Below are 25,255 nucleotides of genomic sequence, written 5' to 3' on the forward strand. Positions count from 1 at the left end.
CTCCTTTAATAAACAACGCTGCAATTGCAGCGTTTTTTATTGCCCCAAATCTACTAAAGCATAGCTAGTGTGCTACAAAATTGAGGCCGTATTTAGAATTCAATTCTACAATATCCCCGTTGATCAGCATTTTTTGAAACTCTGCATTAAAAGAATTAATAAATTCATCGAGTTCGCGTTGCTTACTAAAGCCATAATAACCCTGATTAACCGTCACCGGCGGCGATAACATAATCACTTTATCTGCTATATCTAAACTGTCGATCACAGGCTTTGCAGCCCGTGGATGGGTAAGAATTAAGTCAACTCGGTTATGCATCAATTGTAAAAAACTAGCCCGCACATTACCCACTTCAGATAGCGATAAATTTGCCTCGTTACGCTTAAACTCAGGACCATAGTTCCAACCTCGAATGGTACCAATAATATCTTTTCGTAAACTGGCAAAGTTTCCAACCCAAGTCACATCATTGTTCTTTTTGGTATATAAAACAATCGGGTCTTCGTAAAAGGGCAAGTCACTAAATTGCATATACTGCTGACGTATAATGGATTTGTAAGGGCCGATAATGGCATCAGCCTGACCTTGCTCTACCATTTTTAGAGCGCGTTTTAGTGGCATGATATCAATTACCAACTCATGCCCTAAACGCCTGCAAATTTCGTGGGCAATATCGGCACCTAAGCCAACCACTGTGCCTTGTTGGTCTTGCTCTAAAATCGCTGGAAAGTGGCTACCAACAAAATAGTAACTTTTAGCCACACATGAAAAAGAGCTCAGAATAAGCAACACGGCAAAGACTGTGTGTTTCATTTATTCTGCACCTCTGTATTTATCATCCATTTAGCTTAGTTCAATATAACTAGATCAAACAGTTTAAAAGTGCGCTTTTAATGCGGCAATTTGTTCGTCGCTATAAGGTACTGCAGGTAATTTACCCCAGATTGGTGTTGGCCAAGCTGCATCAGTTGTGAAACGCGCAATATGATGAACATGTAATTGCGGTACCATATTCCCTAGTGCTGCTACATTGAGTTTGTCTGGGTTGAATACCTGTTGTAATAATTTACTCAGTTTGCCCGACTCTTGTAATAAGGTAATTTGTAGCTCTTCAGAAAGGTCTATTATCTCTTTAACGCCAGCGACTCTTGGCACTAAAATAAACCAAGGGTATTGGCTATCATTCATCAGCAATACTTTACACAATGGCCAATCAGCAAGCTCAATGCAGTCGCGTTGTAATTCTGGGGCCAAAGAAAACGGCGCATCAGTATTTTTCATCAATAAATCCTTTGATCTTGGGTAAACAAACCCTACTTTATAGCATTTTGTTGCAGTTGCCTAAGCTTACCATTACCATCATGGCAGTTTTTATTCGAGCGAAGGTACTCCTGTGCTAAAAAAAATTAAATCTCTCTCACTTGCTTTGCCAGTGTTGGCAACAGCATTCAGTGTGACCGCTGAACCACTCACTCTTGAGCGTATTTTTGACGATCCAAGCTTAGCAGGTAAAGCACCTGTACAACTTAAATTCTCTCCAGACGGAAGTCGTGTTACTTACCTGCAAGGTAAAACCGATGATTACAACCGTTACGACTTATGGGAATACAACTTAAAAGATAACAAAAACCGCTTATTAGTTGACTCTGCTGCGCTATTTTCTGGTCCAGAAAACTTATCTGATGAAGAAAAAGCACGCCGTGAGCGCCAGCGTATTTTTGGTAAAGGGATCTTAGAATATAAATGGTCAAAAGACGGTAAAGCGCTTTTATTCCCACTTAATGGCGACCTTTACTATTATGAGCTTGCTTCAGCTAAAAGCCGTAAATTAACCGACACAGAAGCATTTGAAACCGATGCACGTTTCTCACCTAAAGGCCATTATGTGTCGTTTATTCGTGAGCAAAACCTGTATGCACTTAACTTAAAATCGGGTCAAGAAATCCAATTAAGTAAAGATGGTGGCGGCGTTATTAAAAACGGTATGGCCGAATTTGTTGCGCAAGAAGAAATGGGCCGTATGACTGGCTACTGGTGGTCTGGTGATGAGTCTAAAATCGCTTATACCCGTGTTGATGAAAGCCCAGTAAAAGAAGCAATCCGTAATGAAATTTACGCCGATGAAGTAAAGCTATTTAATCAACGCTACCCGTTTACAGGTACCGACAACGTTAAAATTCAGTTAGGTGTTGTAAGCATCAACAATCAAAAAACTGACTGGGTTAATTTAGGCGACGATCAAGATATCTATATCGCTCGCGCAAAATGGTTAAAAGATAACAAAACACTTTCTTATCAGTGGCAAGACCGCTCGCAACATAACTTAGAGTTACGCTTTTATAATAGCGACACTAAAAAACAAACGGTTGCCCTAACAGAAACCAGTGATACTTGGATTAACCTGCACTTTGATTTGCAGTTCTTAAACGATAAAAAACATTTCGTTTGGGCATCTGAGCGCGACGGTTTTAAACACCTTTATTTATACCGCACAAACGGTGAAATGATCCGTCAAATCACCCAGGGTGAATGGGTTGTAGATAGCTTAAAAGGTATCGACGAGAAAAAAGGCATTGTTTATTTTGCAGGTCGCAAAGATACAGCACTTGAGAGCCACCTATACAGCGTACCGCTATTCAAAAAAGGCGAAATTAAGCGCGTAACTGAGCTAGGAGCTTATCATAATGTGGTGATTGCTAAAGATAACAAAACCTTTATCGATAACAGCTCATCAGTGAATAAGCCTGGCTCTGCAGCATTACGTAAAATTAATGGAGAATTTATCACTTGGCTTGAAGAAAACAAGTTAGATAAGTCACACCCATTAACGCCTTACCTAGCTGATTTGATCACCCCTGAATACGGCACGTTAAAGGCTGAAGACGGACAAATCATGCATTACCGTTTATTCAAGCCAACTAATTACCAAGATGGTAAAAAGCACCCAGTTATTGTTAACGTGTATGGCGGCCCTCATGCTCAGCGCGTAACGAACAGCTGGCGTAGTAAAAACTTATACTTCCAGTACATGGCACAACAAGGCTATGTTATTTTCCAACTTGATAACCGTGGTTCATACAACCGTGGTAAAAAGTTTGAAGACGTGATTTATAAGCACTTAGGTGTTGCTGAAGTGGCAGACCAAATTAAAGGTGTCGAGTTCTTACGCACCCTTGATTACGTTGACCCTGAACGTATTGGTATTTATGGCCACAGCTACGGTGGTTATATGGCGCTTATGACGATGTTTAAAGCGGGCGACTACTTCAAAGCCGGTGTTTCTGGTGCGCCAGTCACTGATTGGGCACTTTACGATACTCACTACACTGAGCGTTATGTAGGTCACCCTGCAACTAACGCGAAAGGTTACGAGGCAAGTGCAGTTTTCCCATATGCCGAAGGCTTAAAAGGCCCACTGATGATTTACCACGGTATGGCAGATGATAACGTGTTATTCACTCACGCTACTAAGTTATTCAAACAACTGCAAGATCAAGAAAAGCAGTTCGAAATGATGACTTACCCGGGGTCAAAACACAGTTTACGTGGCAAGAGCGTACAAACGCACTTACACCAAACCATCACAAGTTTCTTCAACCGACACTTTAACGTTGAGTAATCACGTTTAATTTCGGTGACTTAGACTAAAGGCTGATTGTTAAATCAGCCTTTTTTTTGTCTCAATGTATTCTACTATTTAACTAGATTTTCGACCTATTTTAGCTACGCTTAATACATTGCTCCTATGGGCATGACGAAGGAATACACATGAATTTACGCCGTTTTACAATTTTTCAGCGCCTCGCCATGTTAGTGAGTGTGGTCGTGATAGGGCTGATATTTTTAAGCGTCTCGAGTTTAACGCAGCAATACAGCTCGCTAAAGCAAGAGCAATACATTAAGACCCAAAACCTTGTTGAGTCTGCTTACTCTATTATTGAGCATAATTATGAGTTGTTTGAGCAAGGTAAGCTGAGTGAGCAACAAGCCAAACAAGCAGCCCTCGAAACAATTTCTGCACTACGTTATGACAACAGCAATTACTTTTGGATAAACGACTATCAACCCGTGATGGTCATGCACCCATTTAAGCCCGAATTAAATGGTAAATCGCTATCGGGCAGTAAAGACCCTGATGGCGTGTTGTTATTTGTCGATATGGTAAATATTGTAAAAAAACAAGGCGAAGGCTTTATTCCCTATAAGTGGCCAAAACCAGGTAAAGACGAGCCTGTTGATAAAATTGCCTACGTAAAAGGCTTTGATAAATGGCAATGGATTGTAGGTTCTGGTGTCTATATTGATACTATTGAAGAGGCATTCTCTTCGCTACGTAATCATGTGATTATTACCGCAGTGGTGCTCATTGCCCTACTGGTTGCGCTAAGCTACCTCATTGCCAATAGCATTCTTCGCCCGACCCAACTTGCCGCAAACATGATGAAAGACATCTCGCAAGGTGAAGGCGATTTGACCCAAAAGCTTGATGAAAATGGCAATGATGAAGTATCTCGTTTATCGCGCTACTTTAACTTGTACACCGCAAAAATGCGTGAGTCACTCAAACATGTCGCCCACAATGCCGAGCAAGTAAATCAGTTTGCTCATAGCGTTGATGATGCCAGTAAGACAAATCACTCTTTTATTGAGCTACAAAACGACAGCTCTACACAAGTAGCAACCGCGATGGAACAAATGACTCATCAAATTCACGATGTTAGTCAAAATGCCGACCAAGCTGAGCATGCCGCCAATGAAGCGGCGCAAAATGCCGAAGCGGGCAAGCAGGTTCTTAACAAAACCATCACCGCCATCGAAACACTGTCGTATAATATTGAACAAGTGAGTAAGGTAACGGCCGATCTTGCTGCAGAGAGTAACAACATAGGCTCAGTACTTGATGTTATCCGCAGTATTGCTGAGCAAACCAACTTACTGGCACTCAATGCTGCCATTGAAGCGGCCCGTGCTGGTGAGCAAGGGCGAGGCTTTGCCGTAGTAGCTGACGAAGTGCGTACATTAGCAAGTCGCACAGGTAAAAGTACCGACGAAATTCAAGCCATGATCAGTAAACTACAAACTGGCGCACAAGCTGCTGTTGATGCAGTTTCTGCAAGCCAACAGCTATCAACTGAAACAGTTTCACAAGCAGGTGAAGCAAATAGTTCATTGAGTGAGATTGAGCGACTTGTTTCTATTATTAAAGATATGAACAGCCAAATCGCCCGTGCTACCGAGCAACAAACCAGCGCCGCAGATGAGGTTAATTTACGGATTAATGAGCTTTCGCAATCAACTGAGCAATCACTGTCGAATACCGAAGGACTCTCGAACGCCAGTGAAAACTTAAAACAAAGCTCACAAGCGTTAAGTGATGTGGTTAACCGCTTCAAGCTCGATTAACACCAAAAAAAGCCCCGCACTGCTGTGCGGGGCTTTTAAAACTAAAAACTTATAGCTTTTAGCTTATATACAATAACGAGCGAATAAGCTGCTTACTGTTGCTGCGGTAGGCTTACCATGTTGCCAATCACCACCTTCTACGCCGCTACCTGCGATGTCCATATGAACATACGGTAATGGTTGTGCTGATTCAGTACCATGTTTGTCTAAACCACCAACAATCGCTAAGAATGCCATTGGGAACTGGTGACCACGAGCTGTCACTGCAGAAGCGGCATTGTTACTTGATAATACATCATCAGCTAACGTGCGAGGACGAATGAAGTCATAATCTTCACGGCGGCTACGAGATACTTCGGCACCATCTGCCCATAAATCGCCTAAGTCAGCAATTTGGCGTGAAATTTTCGCTGCGCGAGCTGGACCATTTTCAACATACGCACTGTAAGGGCCCATCGCACGAGCTGCATGGCCTGTTAGTGTTGCAACAGTGAATAGCTCTGGATTTACTTCGTTTAAAGCACGATCTTTCATTTCACTCAGTAAGTCACCCATTGCTAAACGGCCTTCAGCATCTGTGTTACCGATACGAACACGTACACCTTCACGGCTGGTAATGATTTCATCAGGAACAAAACAATCAGAACCAATTGAGTTACGAACTACGGCTAAGTAAGCAATCACTTTTACGCCTTTTGGTGCAAAGTCAGCCACTGATTTCATAAAGCCAGCAACCGAAGCTGCACCGCCTTTATCGCGGCTCATACCTGCCATAAAGCCACCCACTTTAAGGTCTGCACCACCGGTATCGTAAACTAAACCTTTACCAACAAACATTAAGGTACGCTCAACGTCGCCTTCAGGCACGTATTCTAGTTTTACAACACGAGGGTGATGACGCTCAACAGCATAAGATGCGCGCGCTACAGTGCTCATCATTGGGTAATCTTTATCGATAGTGTTGATATCTGAAATCACTTCAACAGACACCTTACTACCAGCAAATAACTCAACGCAGTAGTCTGCAAAACGAGGTGGTGCCATACGCTCAGGCTCTGTACCACATAAATCACGTGCAGCGTACTGACCCGCAGCAATAGCATTAAGCGCTTTGCTCATTGCCTCATCTGCACCCACTAGGCTAATTTGGCTAATTGGTTCAATCGCTTGGCTGTGGAACTCACGTGCCTCAAGTGGTTGCCAAAGCGCTTGGCAAGCTCCTAAATAAGCCACTTCAAGGGCATGCTTGTAACGGCTGTCTTGATTTACGTTAGCAAGTAAAATTGCTGGCTGAGTGCTACCCGATGCTTTCGCCTCTAGTACACCTTGCTTTGCTGCGTCAAAGTAACGACGTACATCATCATAATCACGGTTTAGAGGGCCTGTAGGTGCTAAAATAACGCGTTTAGAGTCAATTACAAGTAATGTCACTTGTTTGCCAATACGTGCGTCTACAGCTTGTTGAGCGCTAATAGCTTGGCTTAAGCTTGCGTCTGCTAAAGAAGAAAAATCATCACCGATAATAATTAATGCATCGTGATTTGCATCCGCTAATTGCGGGGCTGCAACTGCATGAGGGTATGCCATAAAAAAGGTCCTGCTGTTAGAAACATAGGACCTTATTATCATTGATTTAGAATGCTATTGCCAGCCAAGTAAGACAGCTTACTATATAGCTGGCAAGCTAAGTTTACTGCTCTGTAATGTGTGCTGAGTCTTTACGATGCTTAACAATCACAGACCAAGCTTCAAGCATAACCAGTACACTCACAACCAGTACTAACAAATCAAGTGTCACCAGTAACCAGTTACCTTGTTGGTAGTACTCGCCCAGTTTAATAACCCCAGCAAAGAACGCCATAACTAATACAAAACTCATTGGGATCAAGGTGTATTTAGCCGGGCGATTCGCTTTAATAAGCATTACCGAGATAACCAGTAGGGTTAAGCTTGCTAAGATTTGGTTAGTCGAACCGAATAATGGCCAAATAATCATACCGCCACTACCGTCAGCGCCACCAGCACCAAAGGCAAGCAGTAAACAGCTAAGCACTGCAATGAGTGTAGCTACAATACCATTACGAATGATGCTGATATTATAAATATCACCCCACTCTTGAATGATATAACGCTGCAGGCGTACGCCAGAGTCCATCGTAGTCCCCGCAAACAGTACCACCATTACAGCAAGTAAGGTTGATGCCACTTCTTGCGAGATACCCCAACCACTTTCAATTAAGTTAGCGCCACCATTAATAAAGGCGCTCACACTACCGGCACCTAAGTGACTGTAAATTTCGTGCCATTCTTCAGGAGATACTGCAAGTGCAACACCACTAACTGCAACTAGCGTAATAAGCGCAAGCATACCTTCGCCTACTGCACCTAAGTAGCCCACAAAGCGACCATCGGTTTCTTTGTTCAACTGTTTAGAGCTGGTACCTGAAGACACAATACCGTGGAAACCCGATACCGCACCACAAGCTATGGTCACAAATAGCAATGGAATAATACTTGGTGTATCAACCGCCGTTTGAGTATTAAACGCAGGGGCTGTGATATCTGGCATTGACATAAACACTGCACCATAAAGTAACACTAAACCAACCAATAACTGCATACCATTGATGAAGTCGCGAGGCTGTAAAAGCATCCATACTGGCAATAATGAAGCAATGGCTGCATAGATAAATAAGATGATGATCCAGTTCGCATTAGCACTTAAGCCAAACATTTCATCAGGTAATGAAATAGGCATGCCACTACCAAGGTAAATGGTGTAATAAAGAATCCCCACACCAATGAAACAAAGCGGAATTAACGACACTTTACGGCGTAGCAACTGACCAATAACTAAGGCCACGACAATCGCTGACCAAGCAGGGAATACCGCATTAGGTTGCGATACAAATGATTTGGCAATCACCACACCAAATACCGCATTCACCATCAGTAGTACTAAGAACACCACAATCATAAATAATGCACGGGTGCGTTTACCAATTACGCTTTCAGATAAAGCGCCCATTGATTTACCTTTATTACGCGCACTGGCCCAAAGAGCTCCCATGTCGTGAACACCAGCAAAAAAGATAGTACCAAATACTACCCAAAGTACCGCAGGCACCCAGCCCCAGTATACGGCAATGGCAGGGCCAACAATTGGCGCAGCACCTGCGACAGAGGTGAAATGGTGGCCCCATAACACAACTTTGTTAGTTGGCACATAATCCACACCATCCTCAAGTTCATGAGCTGGTGTGACAAAATTATCATCCATTTTAAAGATTTTTTCGGCGATGAATTTCGAATAAAAGAACCATCCGAACAACATACCGACTATTCCGAGCAGCACGATTACGACCGATTGCATAGTCATCTCTCTTATTAAGTTATAATGTTGTCTAAGGTGTTGAACTAGGCAGGCCTAGCACCCCAACTAGACACTAACAAACTTTCAAGCACCAAGGTGTTAACCTTTAGTCTAATATACTCAGCTGAAAATGCTCGTGAGCCTGACTCTTTATTCCGACACCTATTCCTAACAGGCGTACGGGCTGGTTGTTACCTCGCTCATAAGCTTTACTCATTAACTCAGCAAAAATGCGTTCGTCTAATTGATGGTGGCTTTGATCGGCACTGGTCACGACAAAATTGGCAAACTTGACCTTCACCGATAACTTATTGATGCGGTTGTTTAATTGTTGTTTATCAAGACGACGAGTTAATTCATCCATCAAGCGGGGTAACTGACTTAGACACTCATCTAAATTATTTTTGTTGTATTCATAGGTGTGCTCAACACTGAGTGACTTTCGTACTCGCTCAGTTGACACTTTGCCAACGTATTCCCCTGCACACTTTTGATATAAAGACACGCCAAAATTACCAATGTGCTGCTGCATCCAATTAACCCCTTTCGCACGCACATCAGCCCCTGTGTAAAGCCCTTTAAGTTGCAGCTTTTCTAATGTCACCTTGCCGACGCCGGGAATTTTACCAAGCGGTAAATTCGCTAAAAAGTCATCAACCTCATCAGGCAATACCACAAACTGACCATTAGGCTTATTTTCATCGCTAGCTATTTTGGCAATAAACTTAATTGGCGCGACGCCCGCTGATGCTGTTAGTCCTGTGGTGTCGTAGATTTCTTGGCGGATTTGCTGAGCCATGAGTGTTGCACTGCCTTTGCATGCGGTACTGTCGGTTACATCGAGGTAGGCTTCATCTAACGATAACGGCTCAATAAGGTCGGTGTACTTTGCAAAAATGGCGCGAATTTGTGTGGAGATCTCTTTGTAAACCTGCATTCGTCCGGGCACGATAACCAAATCGGGGCACAGTTGCTTGGCGTGATAGTTCGACATCGCCGAGCGCACACCATATTTACGGGCAATATAATTAGCAGTTGAAAGCACCCCGCGACGACTATTACCACCTATAGCCAGTGGCACATTGGCAAGCGCGGGGTTATCACGCATCTCAACGGCTGCATAAAAGCAGTCCATATCGATGTGAATGAATTTTTTCATCAGGAATACAACAACTGTTTATATATACAGTTATTATATTTAAACTTCCTGAGAGTGCAAGCTAAGAGGTTTGGCTTGTTTGTTGGTTTGGTTTTTTACGGCTAATAAGCCGTGAACCAAATAACCAAAACGCGGCTTCTAATAACAAGCCCACGACAATTAAAGCGATAAATCCTGACATTGTGCCCATGCTATAACAGAGCAAAGCTAGAGCGAGTAAGATGAAAAGTGCAATCCACTTTATCACCCTCAAGGTTAGTTGCTGCATAATTAAGGTCCTTTAATGTGTGTTCATTTTGCTCACACTTTACGTAAGCGTGAACTTATAAATCTAGCACAATCTACTGAGTTTTCTAATTTCCTTGAGCTAAAAGCAGCATATTGCTAACCTAAGTTTTCTCACAATCAACGAAGATTTACTATGCAATCGTTTATAGAACAACACCCTATCAGAACAAAAATTAATGTTGCATGGGGTGAAATGGATGCCCTGCAGCACGTCAATAATGTGGTGTATTTTCGCTACTTTGAAACAGCCCGTATCGATTTTTTTACTCAACTGGGTTTTCTTAAAGATTTACAAGTAACAGGTGTGGGTCCGGTGATCAGCGAAAACAATGCCCGCTATAAACGCCCTGTGACATTTCCTGATACTGTGCATGTTGGTGTAAAGATTAGTGACATTGAACAAGATCGTTTTATGATGCATTACACTGTATTTAGTGAAAGCCAAGACGCAGTAACAACCATTGGCTCATCACAAGTGGTTATGTTTAATTTTAAAACGGGTAAAAAAGCCCAGTTAAATGATGAGTTATTAACTGCACTTAAAGCCCATTCTAGCGATTAACAAGGATCTATTATGCTTTATAGCCCACTTGGTCGAAGTGGTATTGATGTATCTCGTGTCTGCTTAGGTAGCATGACATGGGGTATGCAAAACAACCAAGCCGATGCCGATGAACAAATCGCCTACGCATTAGATAAAGGCGTTAACTTTATTGATACCGCCGAAATGTATGCCGTTCCGCCCTCTCCTGACACCTACGGTAAGACTGAAGAGATCATTGGTAATTGGTTAGCGCGTAATAAAGACAAACGCGATGATCTTGTCATTGCCACTAAAATTGCAGGTAACGGCTTATCTTGGGTACGCGATGGAGGCGATATTACTCGCCAAGCCATTGTTGAAGCCGTTGATGCATCTCTTAAACGCTTACAAACTGAGGTTATCGATTTATACCAATTGCATTGGCCTAACCGTACATCACCGCACTTTGGTAAACAGTGGCCAGGTAAAGTGTGCTTCTCTGAGGCTGACACTGAGCAAAATATTGCTGGCATGTTAGATATTCTTGAAGGTCTGAATGACTGTATCAAGGCTGGTAAAATTAAGCACTGTGGTTTATCAGACGATACTCCTTGGGGCATTAGCCAGTACTTGCGTTTAAGTGAACAGCATAACCTTCCGCGCATGGTATCGATTCAAAACGAATTTAGTTTATTGCACGCCAAAGATTGGCCGTATTTGATTGAACAATGTATTCATGAAGATATTGCTTACCTACCTTGGTCACCACTAGGTGGCGGCATGCTAAGTGGTAAGTACTTAAATGGTGCTCGCCCTGAAGGTAGTCGTTGGACGCTGGTGCAACGTAATGGCCTATTTAGAGACACATCACAATCACGTGCTGCGATTGCTGAATATGTTGAAATTGCTAACGCCTTTAATTTAACACCTTCACAACTTGCATTGGCTTGGTGTGATCAGGTAGATGGCGTAAGCTCAACAATTATTGGGGCAACATCAATGGCGCAGTTAAAAGAAAATATAGATGCTTTTTCTGTGCAATTAAGCGATGAAGCTAACGATAAAATCGCTGACGTATTTACCCGCTATCCAATGCCTTTCTAAGCAATATTTTGCATTATTATAAGCCTGTTGCCTGACAGGCTTATTAATACTTATTCATCATTTTTATACTCAACCTACAATTATACCCATACTTTAGTGTATAGTTATTCATAGCGTTTCACTATGTAGGTTGTTAATGAGTAAATACATAAAACAAGTATTATATGTGGTTGCAGGGATGTTGCTAGCTCCAATTACTCATGCCTCCGACAAGCTCTCTATTACCTGGCTTGAAAATGATGGTAAGCCCTTCTTTATCGAGAAAAGTAACGCTTATCCCCATGGTGGGCTATGCAATGAAATTACCGATATGTTGATTGAAGCCTTACCCAATATTAACCACAGCAAAGTAATGTTGCCGCAAAAACGTGGCAGTAAATATCTCAGTGACGGACAAATGGCATGCTATGCTTGCATGATCCATCGAGATAAAAAAACTAACCGTGCTACTTACTCAATCCCAACCACAGTGTACCCCCCGTTTAGCGTATTAAGTACCGAAGAAAAAACACTAAAAATTAAGCAAAAACACGGTAATCCTGTATCACTGATTTCTTTATTCACAGATGCCAACTTTATTTATGGTCAAAACGATGCACGTAAATTTGGCAGTAAATTGGATAAGATAGCGAAAAATACCAAGCTTTACGAAAGTGCAGCACTAAGTGGTAATGGCAGTAGTCCAAATTTTGCTTTGCTATCACAGTTAGAGCATGGCTACATTGATTACACCATTGATTACCCATTTGTAGCTGATTATTACAACCAACAACACCAAAAGAATATTCAAAAGCTTACTATTGTTAACCCAGCCCAGAATGTGGTTTTTGGTGCCATAGGCTGCTCGACAAGCGCACCTAATAATTATGCCGAAAAAGTGCTAGCAGAAATTAATGAAGCACTGAAAAACAAGGTATTACCAAGTGAGAAATACCAGCAAAGCCAACGAGTTTGGCTCGAACAAAGCTTTCCTGAGTTTTCATCGTATTATCAGCGCTACATTTTAGACCCGCTTAAAGAGCCTGCCATTGATGAGATAACAACGCCTGCTGACCATCCATAAGTGTTACCGCAAAGGTTGAATTAGCGACTACCCTCCCTACTCCTTCAGGCGTGCCTGTCATAATGATGTCGCCATCTTCTAGGTCCATAAATTCACTGATTTCAGCTAAGATTTGCTTTGCGTTATGCAGCATTAACTTTGTATCGCCTAATTGAGTGTCTTTACCATCAATCTTTAGACTAAATTGATAGTGTAAGTTGGAATTAACGGCAACAAACTCAGTAAAAAGCGCAGAACCATTAAATGCTTTTGCGCGCTCCCAAGGTAGGCCTTTTTCTTTAAGAGAGCTTTGTAGGCCACGCTTGGTTAAATCAAGCCCAAGCCCAACCGCAGCCAGTTGCTTATTTTTAACTAAAAAACAAAGCTCTGTTTCGTAATGTAAAGTCTCACCTAAGTGTTCACTATTGAGGGAATCGGTGATCGCACTATTTGGTTTTGCAAACAGCACCATATTTGTAGGCGTTTCGTTATTTAGCTCTGCAATATGCGCTGCATAATTACGGCCAACACAAATGATTTTACTAGGTAAAAACGTTTTATCTGCAAATCTAACCTTATGCATTATTCCTCCGTTAAGTAATTTATACCAAATAATGGCTTTACATAAAAAAGGCTAACAGATGCAATAGCAACTGTTAGCCATGAGGAACATTAAGGGAGAAAAAAGTTAGTTGCAAGAAATAGCAGTATCGTTTTTCTTCGAGGTTGTCACATTCAATTTAGCAATCGATACGTGCCATGCACCTTCAGTGGCTAGTTGCCAAGGTGAGAACACTTGTCCAAGTTGCACACCTTGCTCAGCAAAGCAGCTCAAATCAATAGTCAGGGTTTGCCAGTCATTTGCTGCTTTAACCTGTTTGCTAATATCAAATTGACCGTCACAGTTTTCACCACATTGCATACCCAGCATTAGCGGCGCATCAGCGGCTTGATCTACCTTAATTTGCATTTCTAACTGCCCCGCTTTTTCAACGTATGAACGAAGATCCGACGGGAAAGCCGCCATTAAACGAACCGCAGCTTCTTCTTTACCGTTAAAGGTGATGGCACGCGCATCTTCTTGTACGTCTTTATCAAAGGTTTTTACGCTAACAGCGTTAAGTGCTGCACGGCTACTGGTCATGGCTTGTAGCTCAGAACCACTTTGCAACTGTAGTGACCATGGTGCTTTTACGGCACGCTCAAATAGTACTAAGTCTTCTAATTTAGCGGCAACTTGTGATTTTTCGCTTAAGTCATCTGCTAATGTATTTTTATCTTGGTAAGTTAAACCAAAACCATAAGGCAGCAGTGGCGCGTAATCTTTATCACCACGGTTTTGGTTACCTACAGGGTTGTTTGGCCATGAGAACGATAACTTACCTTTAAAGTCATGATTGATAGAACCATCTTGGTTTTTAAAGATAACATCGCTGATTGCATCACCTTCACTACCTGGTAACCAAGTTGCGACAAAGGCATCACTGGCATTGAGCTCTGCATTCACCCACATTGGGCGGCCACTAATAAATAGCGACACCACAGGAATACCGGCACCTTTTAGCTTTTTAAGTAAGGCTAAATCAGTTTTATTACCGCGTTGGTATTCAAGGTTATCTAAATCACCATTGCCTTCTGCATACGGTTGTTCACCGAATACCACAATCGCAACATCTGGCTTAGCTTCAAATTCGCCATTTACATTGTATTGAACCTGACCACCGGCTTGCTCAACCGTATTTTTGATACCATCAAAAATTGAAGAACCACCCGGGAAGTCACTATTTTCGTTACCTGTACCCTGCCATGTGATTGTCCAACCACCTGACTGCATACCAATATTATCAGCGCCCTGACCGGCAACTAATACGTTTGTATTTGGTGCGAGTGGTAACAACTGTTGTTTATTTTTCAGAAGAACCAATGATTCACGTACCGCTTGCTTTGCAACTGCGCGATGCTCCGCACTGCCAATGATCTCTGTTTTCCCTGAAAGCGGACGCTTAGCAGGGCTTGGCTTATCAAACAAACCTGCGCGCATTTTCACACGTAAAATACGTGTTACTGCATCATCAATTCGGCTTTGCGCAATTTCGCCACTTTTAACTTGTTTGATAAGGTTTTCATAAAGAGGTTTCCATGCATCTGTTGGCACCATGTACACATCAAGGCCCGCATTTGCTGCTTGTGCACAGTTACCATTAGTACAACTTGGAATTTGACCATGTCCATTCCAGTCACCAACTACAAAACCATCAAAGCCCATTTTGCCTTTTAGTACGTCGGTAAGTAGGTATTTGCTGCCGTGAATTTTTTCACCATTCCAGCTGTTAAATGACGCCATTACGGTTTGTGCACCAGCACCTAGCCCGCCAACATACCCTTGCGCATGAATATCAAATAACTCTTGCTCAGATGCCGTGTTATTACCTTGGTCATCACCGCCTTCGGTACCGCCATCACCTAAAAAGTGTTTAACGGTACTGATCACGCGCTTATCTGATAAAAAGTCGTCATCAACTGCACCTTGCAATCCTTTAACAATGGCTGCTGAATAGGCTTTTACAATTTCAGGGTCTTCAGAGTAGCCTTCATAAGTACGGCCCCAGCGGTCGTCACGAACAACTGCGACTGTTGGTGCGAACACCCAATCGATGCCAGTTACCATCACTTCTTGCGCCGTAGCGGCTGCAATTTTTTCAATTAACTCAGGGTTGTTTGTTGCACCTAAACCAATGTTATGTGGGAATAGCGTCGCACCAATAACGTTATTGTGACCATGCACAGCATCAGTGCCCCACATAGTCGGAATTGAGCTGCCATCGAGCGAGTCATCAATTGAGGCTTGATACATTTTTTCAGCAAGATCAATCCAATCTGCGGCACTGGCATGCTTATCATTATTTGGGAATGCGCCACCGCCATTAAGGTAAGAACCAAAGCCGTATTTGCGCATATCTTCAACGGTAATATCGCGAATTTCTGGCTGGATCATTTGCGCAATTTTTTGCTCAAGGGTCATATTTGCCAGCATTTCCGCAATTTTTGCTTCCATTTCTGGATTTGCAGCAATGCCCGTTTCGATGTTTGGCCAAATTTCTTGCTCAGCGCTCACGTTTGCCACCTTATCTTGCCCAGTGCAAGCTGTCATGCTGGCGCCTGCCATCATTAACGAGAAGAGTGTGAATGTTTTTTTCAATTTCATTTTTACACCTATGAAGATTGCTGAGTCTGAGTCGATACTTTTGAGCCAACCAGCGCAAAGTAAGTAATGTATAAATAACATGCGATAGGTAAAAACAACGCCATTTGCACGCCAATAGAATCTGCTAACACACCTTGTAGTAATGGAATAATCGCACCACCTACAATCGCTAAACATAAAATGCCTGAGCCTTTAGAGGTATATTTACCAAGGCCGTGTAGAGCAAGACTGAAAATCGTTGGGAACATAATCGAGTTACATAACCCCACAAGTAAAATTGCCCACATAGCAAGGCTACCCTCACCTGTCATGGCAATAATTACCAGCAATACAGCTAATAAGCCATGGCAGGCTAGTACCTTACCGGCATTAAACTTTTGCATTACAGCAGCACCAATGAAACGGCCAACCATAGCACCTGCAAAATAGTAGCTAATATAATGCGCGGCTTCATTTTCTGGTAAACCAGCAATGTTATCTAGGGTCAAAAAGCCTACTAAGAAGCTGCCAATCGCTACCTCTGCGCCTACATACACAAAGATACCTACAGCACCTAGAATAAGGTGGCGGTAACGCCAAACACTGCCTAAATCAACAAAGTCTTCTAAGTCTTGATGTGCCGCTTCGCTATCACTTTCTTTACCTAGTTTTGGCAGTTTTAAAAACGCAAAGATAACCGCAAGTACCAATAAGCTTAACGATAACATTAAATAAGGGAGTTTCACTTCTTCTGCCGTTGCTTGGCTAATTTCAGATAGAATTAACCAACCACCAAAAATTGGCGCGACTGTTGTTCCTAAAGAATTAAACGCTTGTGTCATAGTCAAACGCGAAGACGCTGTTTTTTGTGGACCAAGAACACTTACATAAGGGTTGGCAGATACTTGTAAAATAGTGATGCCCGAGGCCAGTACAAACAAGGCCAGTAAGAATAACTCATACACATGAGCAACAGCAGCTGGGTAAAACAGCGCACAACCAATGGCTGCAACCACTAAGCCGACCACGATACCAAATTGGTAGCCAATACGACTGACCAACTTGCCTGCCGGAATCGACATCACAAAATACGCACCAAAGAAGCAAAACTGTATGAGCATAGCCTGCGTATAGTTAAGTGAAAACATGCCTTTTAAGTAAGGGATTAATATGTCATTAAGACAAGTGATGAACCCCCACATAAAAAATAATGTGGTCAATGATGCCAGCGCAAAGTGCTGCTTTGGCATATCTGCTTGGCCTGCTGCAGCCGAAACAGGAGTTGATACATGAGCCATAATTTTCTTCTCTAGTTAATTATATTTATCAGTTTGTTACAGCAAACTCTGGTACTTAATCACTAACAACAAATAGCGAAAAATGTTGCAACATTAAATGTAAGCGCTTACATTTATAACATATAAATCATATTTAGCAATTTATTTACAGAAAAAATGTAAGCGCTTACAGCCGAGTCAAAGCTCTAAATATTCAAGCCTTACACTAACCCAAAGGACGAGTATTAACTGTGTATAAATCAATCTCACTGTTACCAGATTCGGCTTTGCTAAAGCCGGAATTCACTTTTGGGGTGGCAACAGCCTCATTTCAGATTGAAGGGGCACGCGATAAGCGCCTCGATTGTATTTGGGATACATTTTGCGAAAAGCCTGGCACCATTGCAGATAACAGCCATGGCGATGTAGCTTGTGATCATGTTGCACGCTGGCAACAAGATATCGAGATGATTGCAGATTTGGCTGTCGATGCTTACCGCTTATCTATTTCGTGGCCGAGAGTCATGCAGCAAGATGGCTCAGTTAACGAGCAAGGTGTGGCATTTTACGCTCAGCTATTATCGGCGTTAAAAGCACGTAATATTAAGACCTACGTCACCTTATATCACTGGGATTTACCCCAATACCTTGAAGATAATGGCGGTTGGTTAAATCGCGAAACGGCCTATAAATTTAAAGACTATGCCGAACTTGTTACTCAACACCTTGGCCATTTAGTTGATTCATTCGCCACCTTGAACGAGCCATTTTGTAGTGCCTACTTAGGTTATGAAGTCGGTGTACATGCACCAGGTATTAAATCGCAACAAGCTGGCCGACAAGCTGCGCACCACTTATTGCTTGCCCACGGTCTTGCAATGCAAGTATTACGTAAAAACTGCCCAGACACAGAAGCAGGTATCGTATTAAACTTCAGCCCGACCTACCCTTTAACCGCCGATGATAAAAAAGCCGCTGAGCTTGCTGATCAATATCACAACCAATGGTATATCAAAGCGGTTTTAGAAGGCGCTTATCCATCTTTATTTAATGATTTAGCTGATGAAGTTAAGCCAACTGTTATTGCTGGCGATATGGCAATTATTAGCCAAGACGTCGACTTTATTGGCGTTAACTACTATACCCGCATACACTACAAAAATACCGCTGATAACTGGTTTGAAGAAGCAAGCCTTACAGATGTTCGTGTTACCGATATGGGCTGGGAAGTTTACCCACAAGGTTTAACTGAGCTTTTGGTATCATTGCACCAGCAATATGACTTACCAAAAATGTACATCACCGAAAATGGCGCAGCCATGGCCGACACGTTAGAAAATGGTGAAGTGAACGACATCGAGCGGGTAGATTATTACCACACTCATTTAAATGCAGTGTGTGATGCAATTCGCCAAGGCGTCGATATTCAAGGCTACTTTGCATGGAGCTTAATGGACAACTTTGAATGGGCGTATGGCTACGAAAAGCGCTTTGGCTTAGTTTATATTGATTATCAAAGCCAACAACGCATTTTAAAAGAAAGCGCAAAACAATATCGCGCGCTACTCAAACAGCGATAAAAATAACAACAATAGAGAACACACATGCTGACAAAAAGAGAAAAAATAGCCTACGGATTAGGCGACACAGCAAGTAATATCATCTTTCAAACGGTGATGTTATTTTTAACTTTTTTCTATACTGATATCTTTGGTATTTCACCCGCTATTGTTGGCACCTTGTTTTTAGTGGTGAGATTCGTAGACGCAGTTACCGATCCACTAATGGGGGCTTTAACCGATTCGACCCGCACTAAGTGGGGAAGCTATCGCCCCTACTTGCTTTGGCTTGCTATACCATTTGGTGTGATCAGCATGATCACCTTCACCACACCAGACCTACCAGAATCAGGTAAAGTCATTTACGCATTTGTCACTTACACTTTACTGATGCTGGTTTATACCGCTATTAATATTCCTTACTCAGCGTTAGGTGGGGTATTAAGTGGCGATCCTAAAGAGCGAGTATCCATTCAATCTTACCGATTTGTATTTGGTATGCTGGGCGGCTTAATTGTCAGTGCCTGCACTTTACCTTTGGTAAACTGGCTAGGCAAAGGTGATAACGCTACCGGCTACCAACTCACTATGGCTTTAATGAGTGGCTTTGGTGTGATCTTATTTTTGATTTGTTTTCGCTTTACCAAAGAGCGCGTTGTAGCTCAGAACAGCTCATCGTTGAGCTGGAAAAACCGCATGAACACGCTATGGCAAAATGGCCCATTTAAAGTGTTGTGTTTTGCTGCATTTATGCTGTTAACCAGTATGGTTTTGCGCACGACCCTTGCCATTTACTATGTAAAATATGTGCTTGGTGAAGCAGAGCTGGTCACCTACTTTGTTACCATCGGCATGATAGGTAATATTCTTGGCTGTGCCTGTGCAAACCCACTCAGCAAACGCGTAGATAAGAAAACCGCCTATATTCGGTTGCAATATATCTCTGCGGCAATTAGTTGTGTGGCATTTTGGCTGCCGGGCGAACAACTGATACTTGCCTTTGCAGTATACTTTTTATGGTGTTTCTTCACGCAAATGGCAACCCCGCTACTGTGGGCAAAAATGGCCGACACCATAGATTACGGGCAGTGGAAAACCGGTGAAAGGCTTACAGGCCTAGTCTACGCAAGCGTGGTCTTCTTTATTAAGCTTGGTCTTGCCCTTGGCGGTGCCATTGCAGGTTGGTTACTGGCATTTTATGGCTATGAAGCTAATACAGAATTAAGCGAACATACGCTTTCAGGTATCTTAATTTCGTTTACCCTTTACCCAGCAATAGGTAGTATGCTTGTCGCTTTTATAATGAAAAGGTATATTCTGGATAACCAAACGGTTGAGCAGATCAGTGCCGATTTATCGCTAAAGCAGCATCCATAATTTTGTTTAAAAAGGAATAATATGGCCACCATTTACGAGGTGTCGAAACTAGCAGGTGTTTCTCTTGCAACCGTTTCACGAGTAATGAACAACAATGCAAATGTCAGTGATGCAACTCGTAAAAAGGTCACTGCCGCAATGGATGAGCTTGGCTATAGACCTAACTCAATTGCTCAATCATTAGCATCAAATTGCTCGAACAGTGTTGGCCTACTGGTCTCTGAATTACAGGGTCCGTTTTACGGGCCTATGATGAGTGGTATTGAAAATACCTTTCGGAATCAAGGCAAGCATTTGATTATTGCTGCAGGCCACAGTGATGAAGAACGCGAAAAACAAGGGATTGAATTTTTAATAAGCCGTAACTGCGATGGCCTTATTTTACATGTTGAAGCGGTCAGCGATGACTACCTTATTAAGCTCAGTAAAGGCCGTACCCCGTTTGTATTGATCAACCGCTATATCAAAGAACTCAGTGATCGCTGTATTTTACTTAACAATATTAAAGGTGGTTACTTAGCTGCTAAGCATGTTTTAGAACAAGGTCATAAAGATATTGCCTACATCAGCGGGCCGCTATGGAAACGAGATGCTAAAGACCGCTTAGAAGGTCATAAACAGGCTCTTGCTGAGTTTAACCTTGAGTTTGATGAAAACCTATTATTCCAAGGTGATTTCATGGAAGCGAGTGGTTACGAAGGTTTAAAAGCGCTGCATCAACAAACACACCCATTCACTGCGCTTATCTGTGCCAATGATGAAATGGCCGTAGGTGCCATGGCTAGCGCGCGTGATTTAGGGTTAACTTTACCTAAGCAATTGTCGATTATGGGTTACGATAACGTGTTTTTCACCCGTCACGTATACCCTCAATTGAGTACTGTTAATTATCCAATAGATGAAATGGGTCGCATGGCAGCAGATTGGGTGTTAAATCATGTTTATCAAACACAAACCCCACCACTACAAACGCTATTTGAACCAGAGCTGATAGTTAGGCATTCAATTAGCCGCCAATCAGCTCAGATAACAAGCCAAGGTTAATTGGCTTTAATAGCACTTGTTCAATCTCAAGTTGTTCAATTTTTTCAGGCTCTGGCTCTGCGCCACTAACAATGACTAGATTTAAGTCAGGGTGGCGCTGTTTTATTTCATGGGCTAAATCAAGCCCTTCGCCATCGGGTAAGTGCATATCGAGTAACACTTTAGCAAAGTTTTGATCGTCACTCAGGGTCGCAAGACACGCAGCACAACTTGGTGCTATAACAGTTTCAACACCTAAGCTTTCAAGCAATAACTGAGTGATTTGCGCCGCATCACTGTCGTCCTCAACCAATAAATAGCGTGTGCTTTGTAATGTCACTTCAGGGCTGTCGTCTTGCTCAACGACAGGTTCTGTATTGCCTTCGCAAATATAATGATTGAGCACTTGGTAAAGCAGCCCAGAATCAACCGGTTTTGCAATCATATCGTTAAAACCTAGCGCACTTAACTCAGTTTTCACCCCTTTCATGGTGGCGGCGGTAAGTGCAATAATCGGCCCTTGATAACCCATTTTGCGTAGCTCTATAGTGGCTTCTTTACCGCCCATAACCGGCATGTGCAAATCAATAAATACAATATCAAAAGGCTTACCCGCTTGCTCTGCACTGGCTACTTTTTCAATTGCTTGTTTACCGTGTTCTGCATAATCCACTTCTGCGCCAGTACTGGTAATCATGTGACCAACGAGATTACGTAAATCTTTTAAATCGTCGACCACTAATACTCGTCCAGTGGTTTTTAACGTTGCTAGTTTTTGCTGGCAATCGGGGTTTGAATCAAAGCGCAGCACTTGGCGTTCAATATCTCGAATATTGCCAGGGTAAATCGAAAGGGTAAATTCAGAGCCCACGCCTTGAGTTGACTCAAGTTCAATAGAGCCTTGCATACGACTAAGTAACTCTGAACAAATAGCAAGGCCAAGCCCCGCTCCACCGACATCTCGTGATTCTACATCAGCAATTTGTTCAAATGGTTTAAAAATCAGTGCTTGTTTTTCAGCTGGAATACCAAGGCCAGTGTCTTTAATACTAAAAAACAGCATTTCTCGTTCATTAACCCAAGCAGTCCAAGCTCGCACTGTGATCTCGCCTTGGTTGGTAAACTTGATTGCGTTGTTGATGATGTTAATGAGGATTTGGCGTAACCGTGTAGCGTCTGTGTTTATAACTAAAGGCAGAGCTTGCTGCGACTCAAACTTAAGCGATAAGCCTTTATCAAGCGCAGAAACGCGCATTAAGGTATAAACGTCAGCCATAAGGCTATCTAAGTTAACATCACTGCAATTGAGCTCCAGTTTATCGGCAGCAATCTTTGATAGGTCGAGCACATCATTAAGCAAACTCAGTAAGTGTTTACCATTTCGGTAAATCACACCCAACTCATTTTGAGCATGCTGATTTTTATCACTTTGCATGAGTAACTCTGTGTAACCCAAGATAGAAGACAGGGGTGTGCGTAACTCATGACTCAAATGAGCCAAAAAGCGGTCTTTAGAGCGGTTTTCAGCTTCTGCTTTTAAACGCTCAACACGTTCATCTTCAACATCTCGGCGAGCTAAAGCGTAACGTATAGCACGGGCAAAGCGGCTAGAGTTCATCTCGCTTTTAACCAGATAATCAACTGCACCGGCATCGAGCGCTGCAGAATCGAGAGCTTCATCTGATTGCCCGGTAAGCATTATAATCGGGCCACGAAAACCATTTGCCACAGCCCGTTTTAGTACTTCGAGGCCATCTGATGCTCCTAAGCGGTAATCTAACAAACAAATATCATGCTTGTTTTCGCTAAGTACACTAATGGCCTCTTCAGGGCAACTTAACCACTCAACATCGAATGTATGGGAACCTAATAGGTCTAGGTAGTCGCAAGTAAGAATATAATCGTCTTCGTCGTCTTCTACTAAGAGTAATCGGGTTACCTTATCTAACATTCTTATTCCTTATACCAGTTTGCTTAATCAATTATTATTGCTAATTGGTATTAATCGTTCTGTGAGGGTGGTAGCTCTACAAACTCTACCCAGTATTTCCCTAGAGTTTGCATTAACTCAACTAAACCTTCAAAAGTAACCGGTTTAGTGATGTATGATGCAGCGCCTAAATCGTAGCCTTTAACCATATCTTCTTCTTGTTTTGATGTGGTTAAAATCACCACCGGAATACCCTTTAAGTTAGGGTTAGCTTTGATTGCTTGTAAAGCTTCTCGGCCATCCATACGCGGCATATTTAAATCAAGTAAAATCAAGCCCGGACGAGGCGAGTTTTCTTTTTCACTAAATTTGCCTTTACGCTCAAGGTATTCAAGCAACTCTACACCGTCTTCAACAAAAAACAGCTCGTTCAATACACGGCTTTCAGCCAATGCATCTTGGGTTAATAAACGATCATCTTCGTCGTCATCAGCCATTAAAATGGTAATTGGTTTAACTTTATTAAGTGGCATTACGCCTCTCCTTGTAATGTGAAAAGTGATGCTTCCACGGGTAGTTTAAGGGTGAAGCTTGCACCCTCACCAACGCGACTGCTTGCGGTTATTTCTCCGCCATGACGCTCAACAATACGACGACAAACCGATAAACCTATGCCTGTGCCTTTATATTGAGAACGACCATGCAGTCGCTGAAACGGAACAAATATTTTTTCGAGATACTCTTCAGAAAAGCCAATGCCGTTATCTGAAATAGTAATAACTTCCCACTCCACATCACTATTGTGAGCTTCGCTAAACTCTGACGTTCGCTGGTATGTAATATCAATCACAGGCGCAACGTTCTCTTGCCTAAACTTCACCGCATTAGAAAGAATATTTAAGAACAATTGCAGCATTTGACTTGGATCGGCTTGAATGTGCGGTAAAGTATCAAGGTTAATTGTGGTTTCAGATTCTTTTATCGCAATTTCAAGATCATCTAAAACTTCTGCAACCACTTCATTTAAATCAGTATCAGTAAAATCTTTACCACGGGTGGTTACGCGTGAGAACTCAAGCAAGTCATTGATTAAATTAGACATACGCTGCGCCGCATTTTTCATCCGGCTAATATAGTCGATACCTTTTTCACCGAGTTCATCTTTAAACATTCTTTCTAAGCGGTCACTAAAAGCTTGGATCTTACGCAGTGGCTCTTGTAAATCATGGCTTGCAACAAAGGCAAAGTCTTCAAGCTCTCTGTTTGAACGGCTTAGCTCATCTGAATAGATAGTTAGCTCTTGCGTACGTTCTGCAACTTTTGCCGCTAGGTTCTCGTTTTGGTTTTCAAGCTCAGCTCTGTACTTAGCTTGGTTGCGTGTGTTGATACGTGTTAATACAAACATACCTATAATCAATAAGGCACTAGTCACTGACGTAATAGCAAATGTTAGCTTTGCATCATCTTTAATTTGCGAGAGCTTCGCGAACTGCTCTATCTTAAAGTTAAGCTCTCGCATTTGAATTTCATCAACTGCTTCACGTATTTCTTTATATAGATCGCGACCTTGGTCTGTTAGTAACAAGCGGCGAGCCTTAACGTCTTTATTTGCAAGGGCCAGATCGGTTGTTTTAGTCATTACGCCAACTTTGTCGTTTACCAAATGTATTAAACGAGCAATGCGGTCTGCCTGACCGGGTATTTCTGAGTGCAAACTTTTAACAAGCATGATCTGCGCCTGCATCGACGCCATTGCATCACTGTAAGGGAGTAGATAATCCTCACGGTCACTAAGTAAATAACCACGCTGACCTGATTCGGCTTGCACTACAGACAAGTGCAGCCGCTCTATCGCAGTATTAAGTGAATTGGTGTTATCAAGGCTATTTTGTGTTTCGGTGAGTGACCGGATGCTATCAAGGGCTAAAATCGCATTAGCCACCACGATACAGAGCACCACGGCTATAAACCCAGCCCAGTTAACCGCTATTTTTCCTTTTTGTTTTTGCATT

20 protein-coding genes are annotated in these 25,255 nt (G+C 42.4%); 8 read left to right on the top strand and 12 right to left on the bottom strand.

The annotated features are described in order from the left end of the window. Nucleotides 1-64: 64 nt before the first annotated feature. Entirely contained in the window at nucleotides 65-814 is a 750-nt protein-coding gene (locus MTF66_RS27185; RefSeq protein ID WP_248529191.1) for an ABC transporter substrate-binding protein, read from the bottom strand. A 63-nt stretch (nucleotides 815-877) separates the two neighbouring features. Then, nucleotides 878-1,282 carry an HIT domain-containing protein gene (locus MTF66_RS27190; RefSeq protein WP_058586540.1) on the bottom strand — a complete coding sequence of 135 codons (405 nt, stop codon included), beginning with the start codon at nucleotides 1,280-1,282 and terminating at the stop codon, nucleotides 878-880. Between the two features lie 112 nt (nucleotides 1,283-1,394). On the opposite strand from MTF66_RS27190, the gene MTF66_RS27195 reads away from it, so the two are divergent. Both MTF66_RS27195 and MTF66_RS27200 read left to right on the top strand, forming a co-directional pair. Further along, nucleotides 1,395-3,620 carry a S9 family peptidase gene (locus MTF66_RS27195; RefSeq protein ID WP_248529193.1) on the top strand — a complete coding sequence of 742 codons (2,226 nt, stop codon included), beginning with the start codon at nucleotides 1,395-1,397 and terminating at the stop codon, nucleotides 3,618-3,620. A gap of 149 nt (nucleotides 3,621-3,769) precedes the next feature. Next, nucleotides 3,770-5,404, top strand: coding sequence for a methyl-accepting chemotaxis protein (locus MTF66_RS27200; protein ID WP_248529195.1), 1,635 nt, complete (start codon nucleotides 3,770-3,772; stop codon nucleotides 5,402-5,404). A gap of 63 nt (nucleotides 5,405-5,467) precedes the next feature. Here MTF66_RS27200 and MTF66_RS27205 read toward each other — a convergent pair whose 3' ends face one another. The 4 genes from MTF66_RS27205 to MTF66_RS27220 form a co-directional block, all read right to left on the bottom strand. Then, nucleotides 5,468-6,991, bottom strand: coding sequence for a leucyl aminopeptidase family protein (locus MTF66_RS27205; RefSeq protein ID WP_248529197.1), 1,524 nt, complete (start codon nucleotides 6,989-6,991; stop codon nucleotides 5,468-5,470). Nucleotides 6,992-7,094: 103 nt separating this feature from the next. After that, nucleotides 7,095-8,777: a carbon starvation protein A gene (locus MTF66_RS27210; RefSeq protein ID WP_058586544.1), complete on the bottom strand. Its 1,683-nt coding sequence runs from the start codon at nucleotides 8,775-8,777 to the stop codon at nucleotides 7,095-7,097. Between the two features lie 106 nt (nucleotides 8,778-8,883). Beyond that, a complete protein-coding gene (gene dinB / locus MTF66_RS27215) occupies nucleotides 8,884-9,936 on the bottom strand; it encodes a DNA polymerase IV (RefSeq protein ID WP_058586545.1) in 1,053 nt (350 codons plus the stop codon). Nucleotides 9,937-9,997: 61 nt separating this feature from the next. Beyond that, the gene (locus MTF66_RS27220) at nucleotides 9,998-10,204 is read right to left on the bottom strand and encodes a hypothetical protein (protein ID WP_054562678.1); all 207 of its coding nucleotides are present in this window, start codon (nucleotides 10,202-10,204) and stop codon (nucleotides 9,998-10,000) included. A gap of 153 nt (nucleotides 10,205-10,357) precedes the next feature. Between MTF66_RS27220 and MTF66_RS27225 the strand changes: the two genes are divergently transcribed. The 3 genes from MTF66_RS27225 (at nucleotide 10,358) to MTF66_RS27235 (ending at nucleotide 12,914) form a co-directional block, all read left to right on the top strand. After that, nucleotides 10,358-10,786, top strand: a complete 429-nt coding sequence (locus MTF66_RS27225; protein ID WP_058586547.1) for a thioesterase family protein — start codon at nucleotides 10,358-10,360, stop codon at nucleotides 10,784-10,786. 12 nt (nucleotides 10,787-10,798) lie between these two features. After that, nucleotides 10,799-11,851, top strand: coding sequence for an aldo/keto reductase (locus MTF66_RS27230; protein ID WP_248529199.1), 1,053 nt, complete (start codon nucleotides 10,799-10,801; stop codon nucleotides 11,849-11,851). Nucleotides 11,852-11,987: 136 nt separating this feature from the next. After that, complete coding sequence (locus MTF66_RS27235) at nucleotides 11,988-12,914, top strand: ABC transporter substrate-binding protein (protein ID WP_248529201.1); 927 nt, start codon at nucleotides 11,988-11,990, stop codon at nucleotides 12,912-12,914. Here MTF66_RS27235 and MTF66_RS27240 read toward each other — a convergent pair. The 3 genes from MTF66_RS27240 to MTF66_RS27250 all read right to left on the bottom strand — a co-directional run bounded on the left by MTF66_RS27240 (nucleotide 12,865) and on the right by MTF66_RS27250 (nucleotide 17,375). Beyond that, on the bottom strand, nucleotides 12,865-13,476 hold the full coding sequence (locus MTF66_RS27240) for a fumarylacetoacetate hydrolase family protein (RefSeq protein ID WP_248529204.1): 612 nt from the start codon (nucleotides 13,474-13,476) through the stop codon (nucleotides 12,865-12,867). The genes MTF66_RS27235 and MTF66_RS27240 overlap by 50 nt on opposite strands. A gap of 105 nt (nucleotides 13,477-13,581) precedes the next feature. After that, nucleotides 13,582-16,059, bottom strand: a complete 2,478-nt coding sequence (locus MTF66_RS27245) for an exo 1,3/1,4-beta-D-glucan glucohydrolase (RefSeq protein ID WP_374237594.1) — start codon at nucleotides 16,057-16,059, stop codon at nucleotides 13,582-13,584. A 47-nt stretch (nucleotides 16,060-16,106) separates the two neighbouring features. Then, nucleotides 16,107-17,375 (bottom strand): sugar MFS transporter, encoded by a 1,269-nt coding sequence (locus MTF66_RS27250; protein ID WP_248529207.1) that lies wholly within the window; start codon nucleotides 17,373-17,375, stop codon nucleotides 16,107-16,109. 230 nt (nucleotides 17,376-17,605) lie between these two features. On the opposite strand from MTF66_RS27250, the gene MTF66_RS27255 reads away from it, so the two are divergent. Genes MTF66_RS27255 through MTF66_RS27265 form a run of 3 tightly spaced genes read left to right on the top strand, consistent with a single transcriptional unit; the run spans nucleotide 17,606 to nucleotide 21,334 of the window. Further along, on the top strand, nucleotides 17,606-18,934 hold the full coding sequence (locus tag MTF66_RS27255) for a GH1 family beta-glucosidase (protein ID WP_248529209.1): 1,329 nt from the start codon (nucleotides 17,606-17,608) through the stop codon (nucleotides 18,932-18,934). Nucleotides 18,935-18,958: 24 nt separating this feature from the next. Then, nucleotides 18,959-20,290 carry a glycoside-pentoside-hexuronide (GPH):cation symporter gene (locus MTF66_RS27260; RefSeq protein ID WP_248529211.1) on the top strand — a complete coding sequence of 444 codons (1,332 nt, stop codon included), beginning with the start codon at nucleotides 18,959-18,961 and terminating at the stop codon, nucleotides 20,288-20,290. 21 nt (nucleotides 20,291-20,311) lie between these two features. Further along, nucleotides 20,312-21,334 (top strand): LacI family DNA-binding transcriptional regulator, encoded by a 1,023-nt coding sequence (locus MTF66_RS27265; protein ID WP_248529213.1) that lies wholly within the window; start codon nucleotides 20,312-20,314, stop codon nucleotides 21,332-21,334. Here the strand turns inward: MTF66_RS27265 and MTF66_RS27270 are convergent. The 3 genes from MTF66_RS27270 to MTF66_RS27280 are packed head-to-tail and all read right to left on the bottom strand — an operon-like array spanning nucleotide 21,297 to nucleotide 25,254. Then, a complete protein-coding gene (locus MTF66_RS27270; protein WP_248529215.1) occupies nucleotides 21,297-23,264 on the bottom strand; it encodes a response regulator in 1,968 nt (655 codons plus the stop codon). The genes MTF66_RS27265 and MTF66_RS27270 overlap by 38 nt on opposite strands. Nucleotides 23,265-23,314: 50 nt before the next feature. Then, nucleotides 23,315-23,776: a response regulator gene (locus MTF66_RS27275; RefSeq protein ID WP_054562693.1), complete on the bottom strand. Its 462-nt coding sequence runs from the start codon at nucleotides 23,774-23,776 to the stop codon at nucleotides 23,315-23,317. Further along, nucleotides 23,776-25,254: an ATP-binding protein gene (locus tag MTF66_RS27280; RefSeq protein WP_248529217.1), complete on the bottom strand. Its 1,479-nt coding sequence runs from the start codon at nucleotides 25,252-25,254 to the stop codon at nucleotides 23,776-23,778. Before MTF66_RS27280 ends, MTF66_RS27275 begins: the two co-directional genes overlap by 1 nt. Between the last annotated feature and the right edge of the window lies 1 nt (nucleotide 25,255).

Source organism: Pseudoalteromonas sp. 2CM39R (assembly GCF_023161845.1).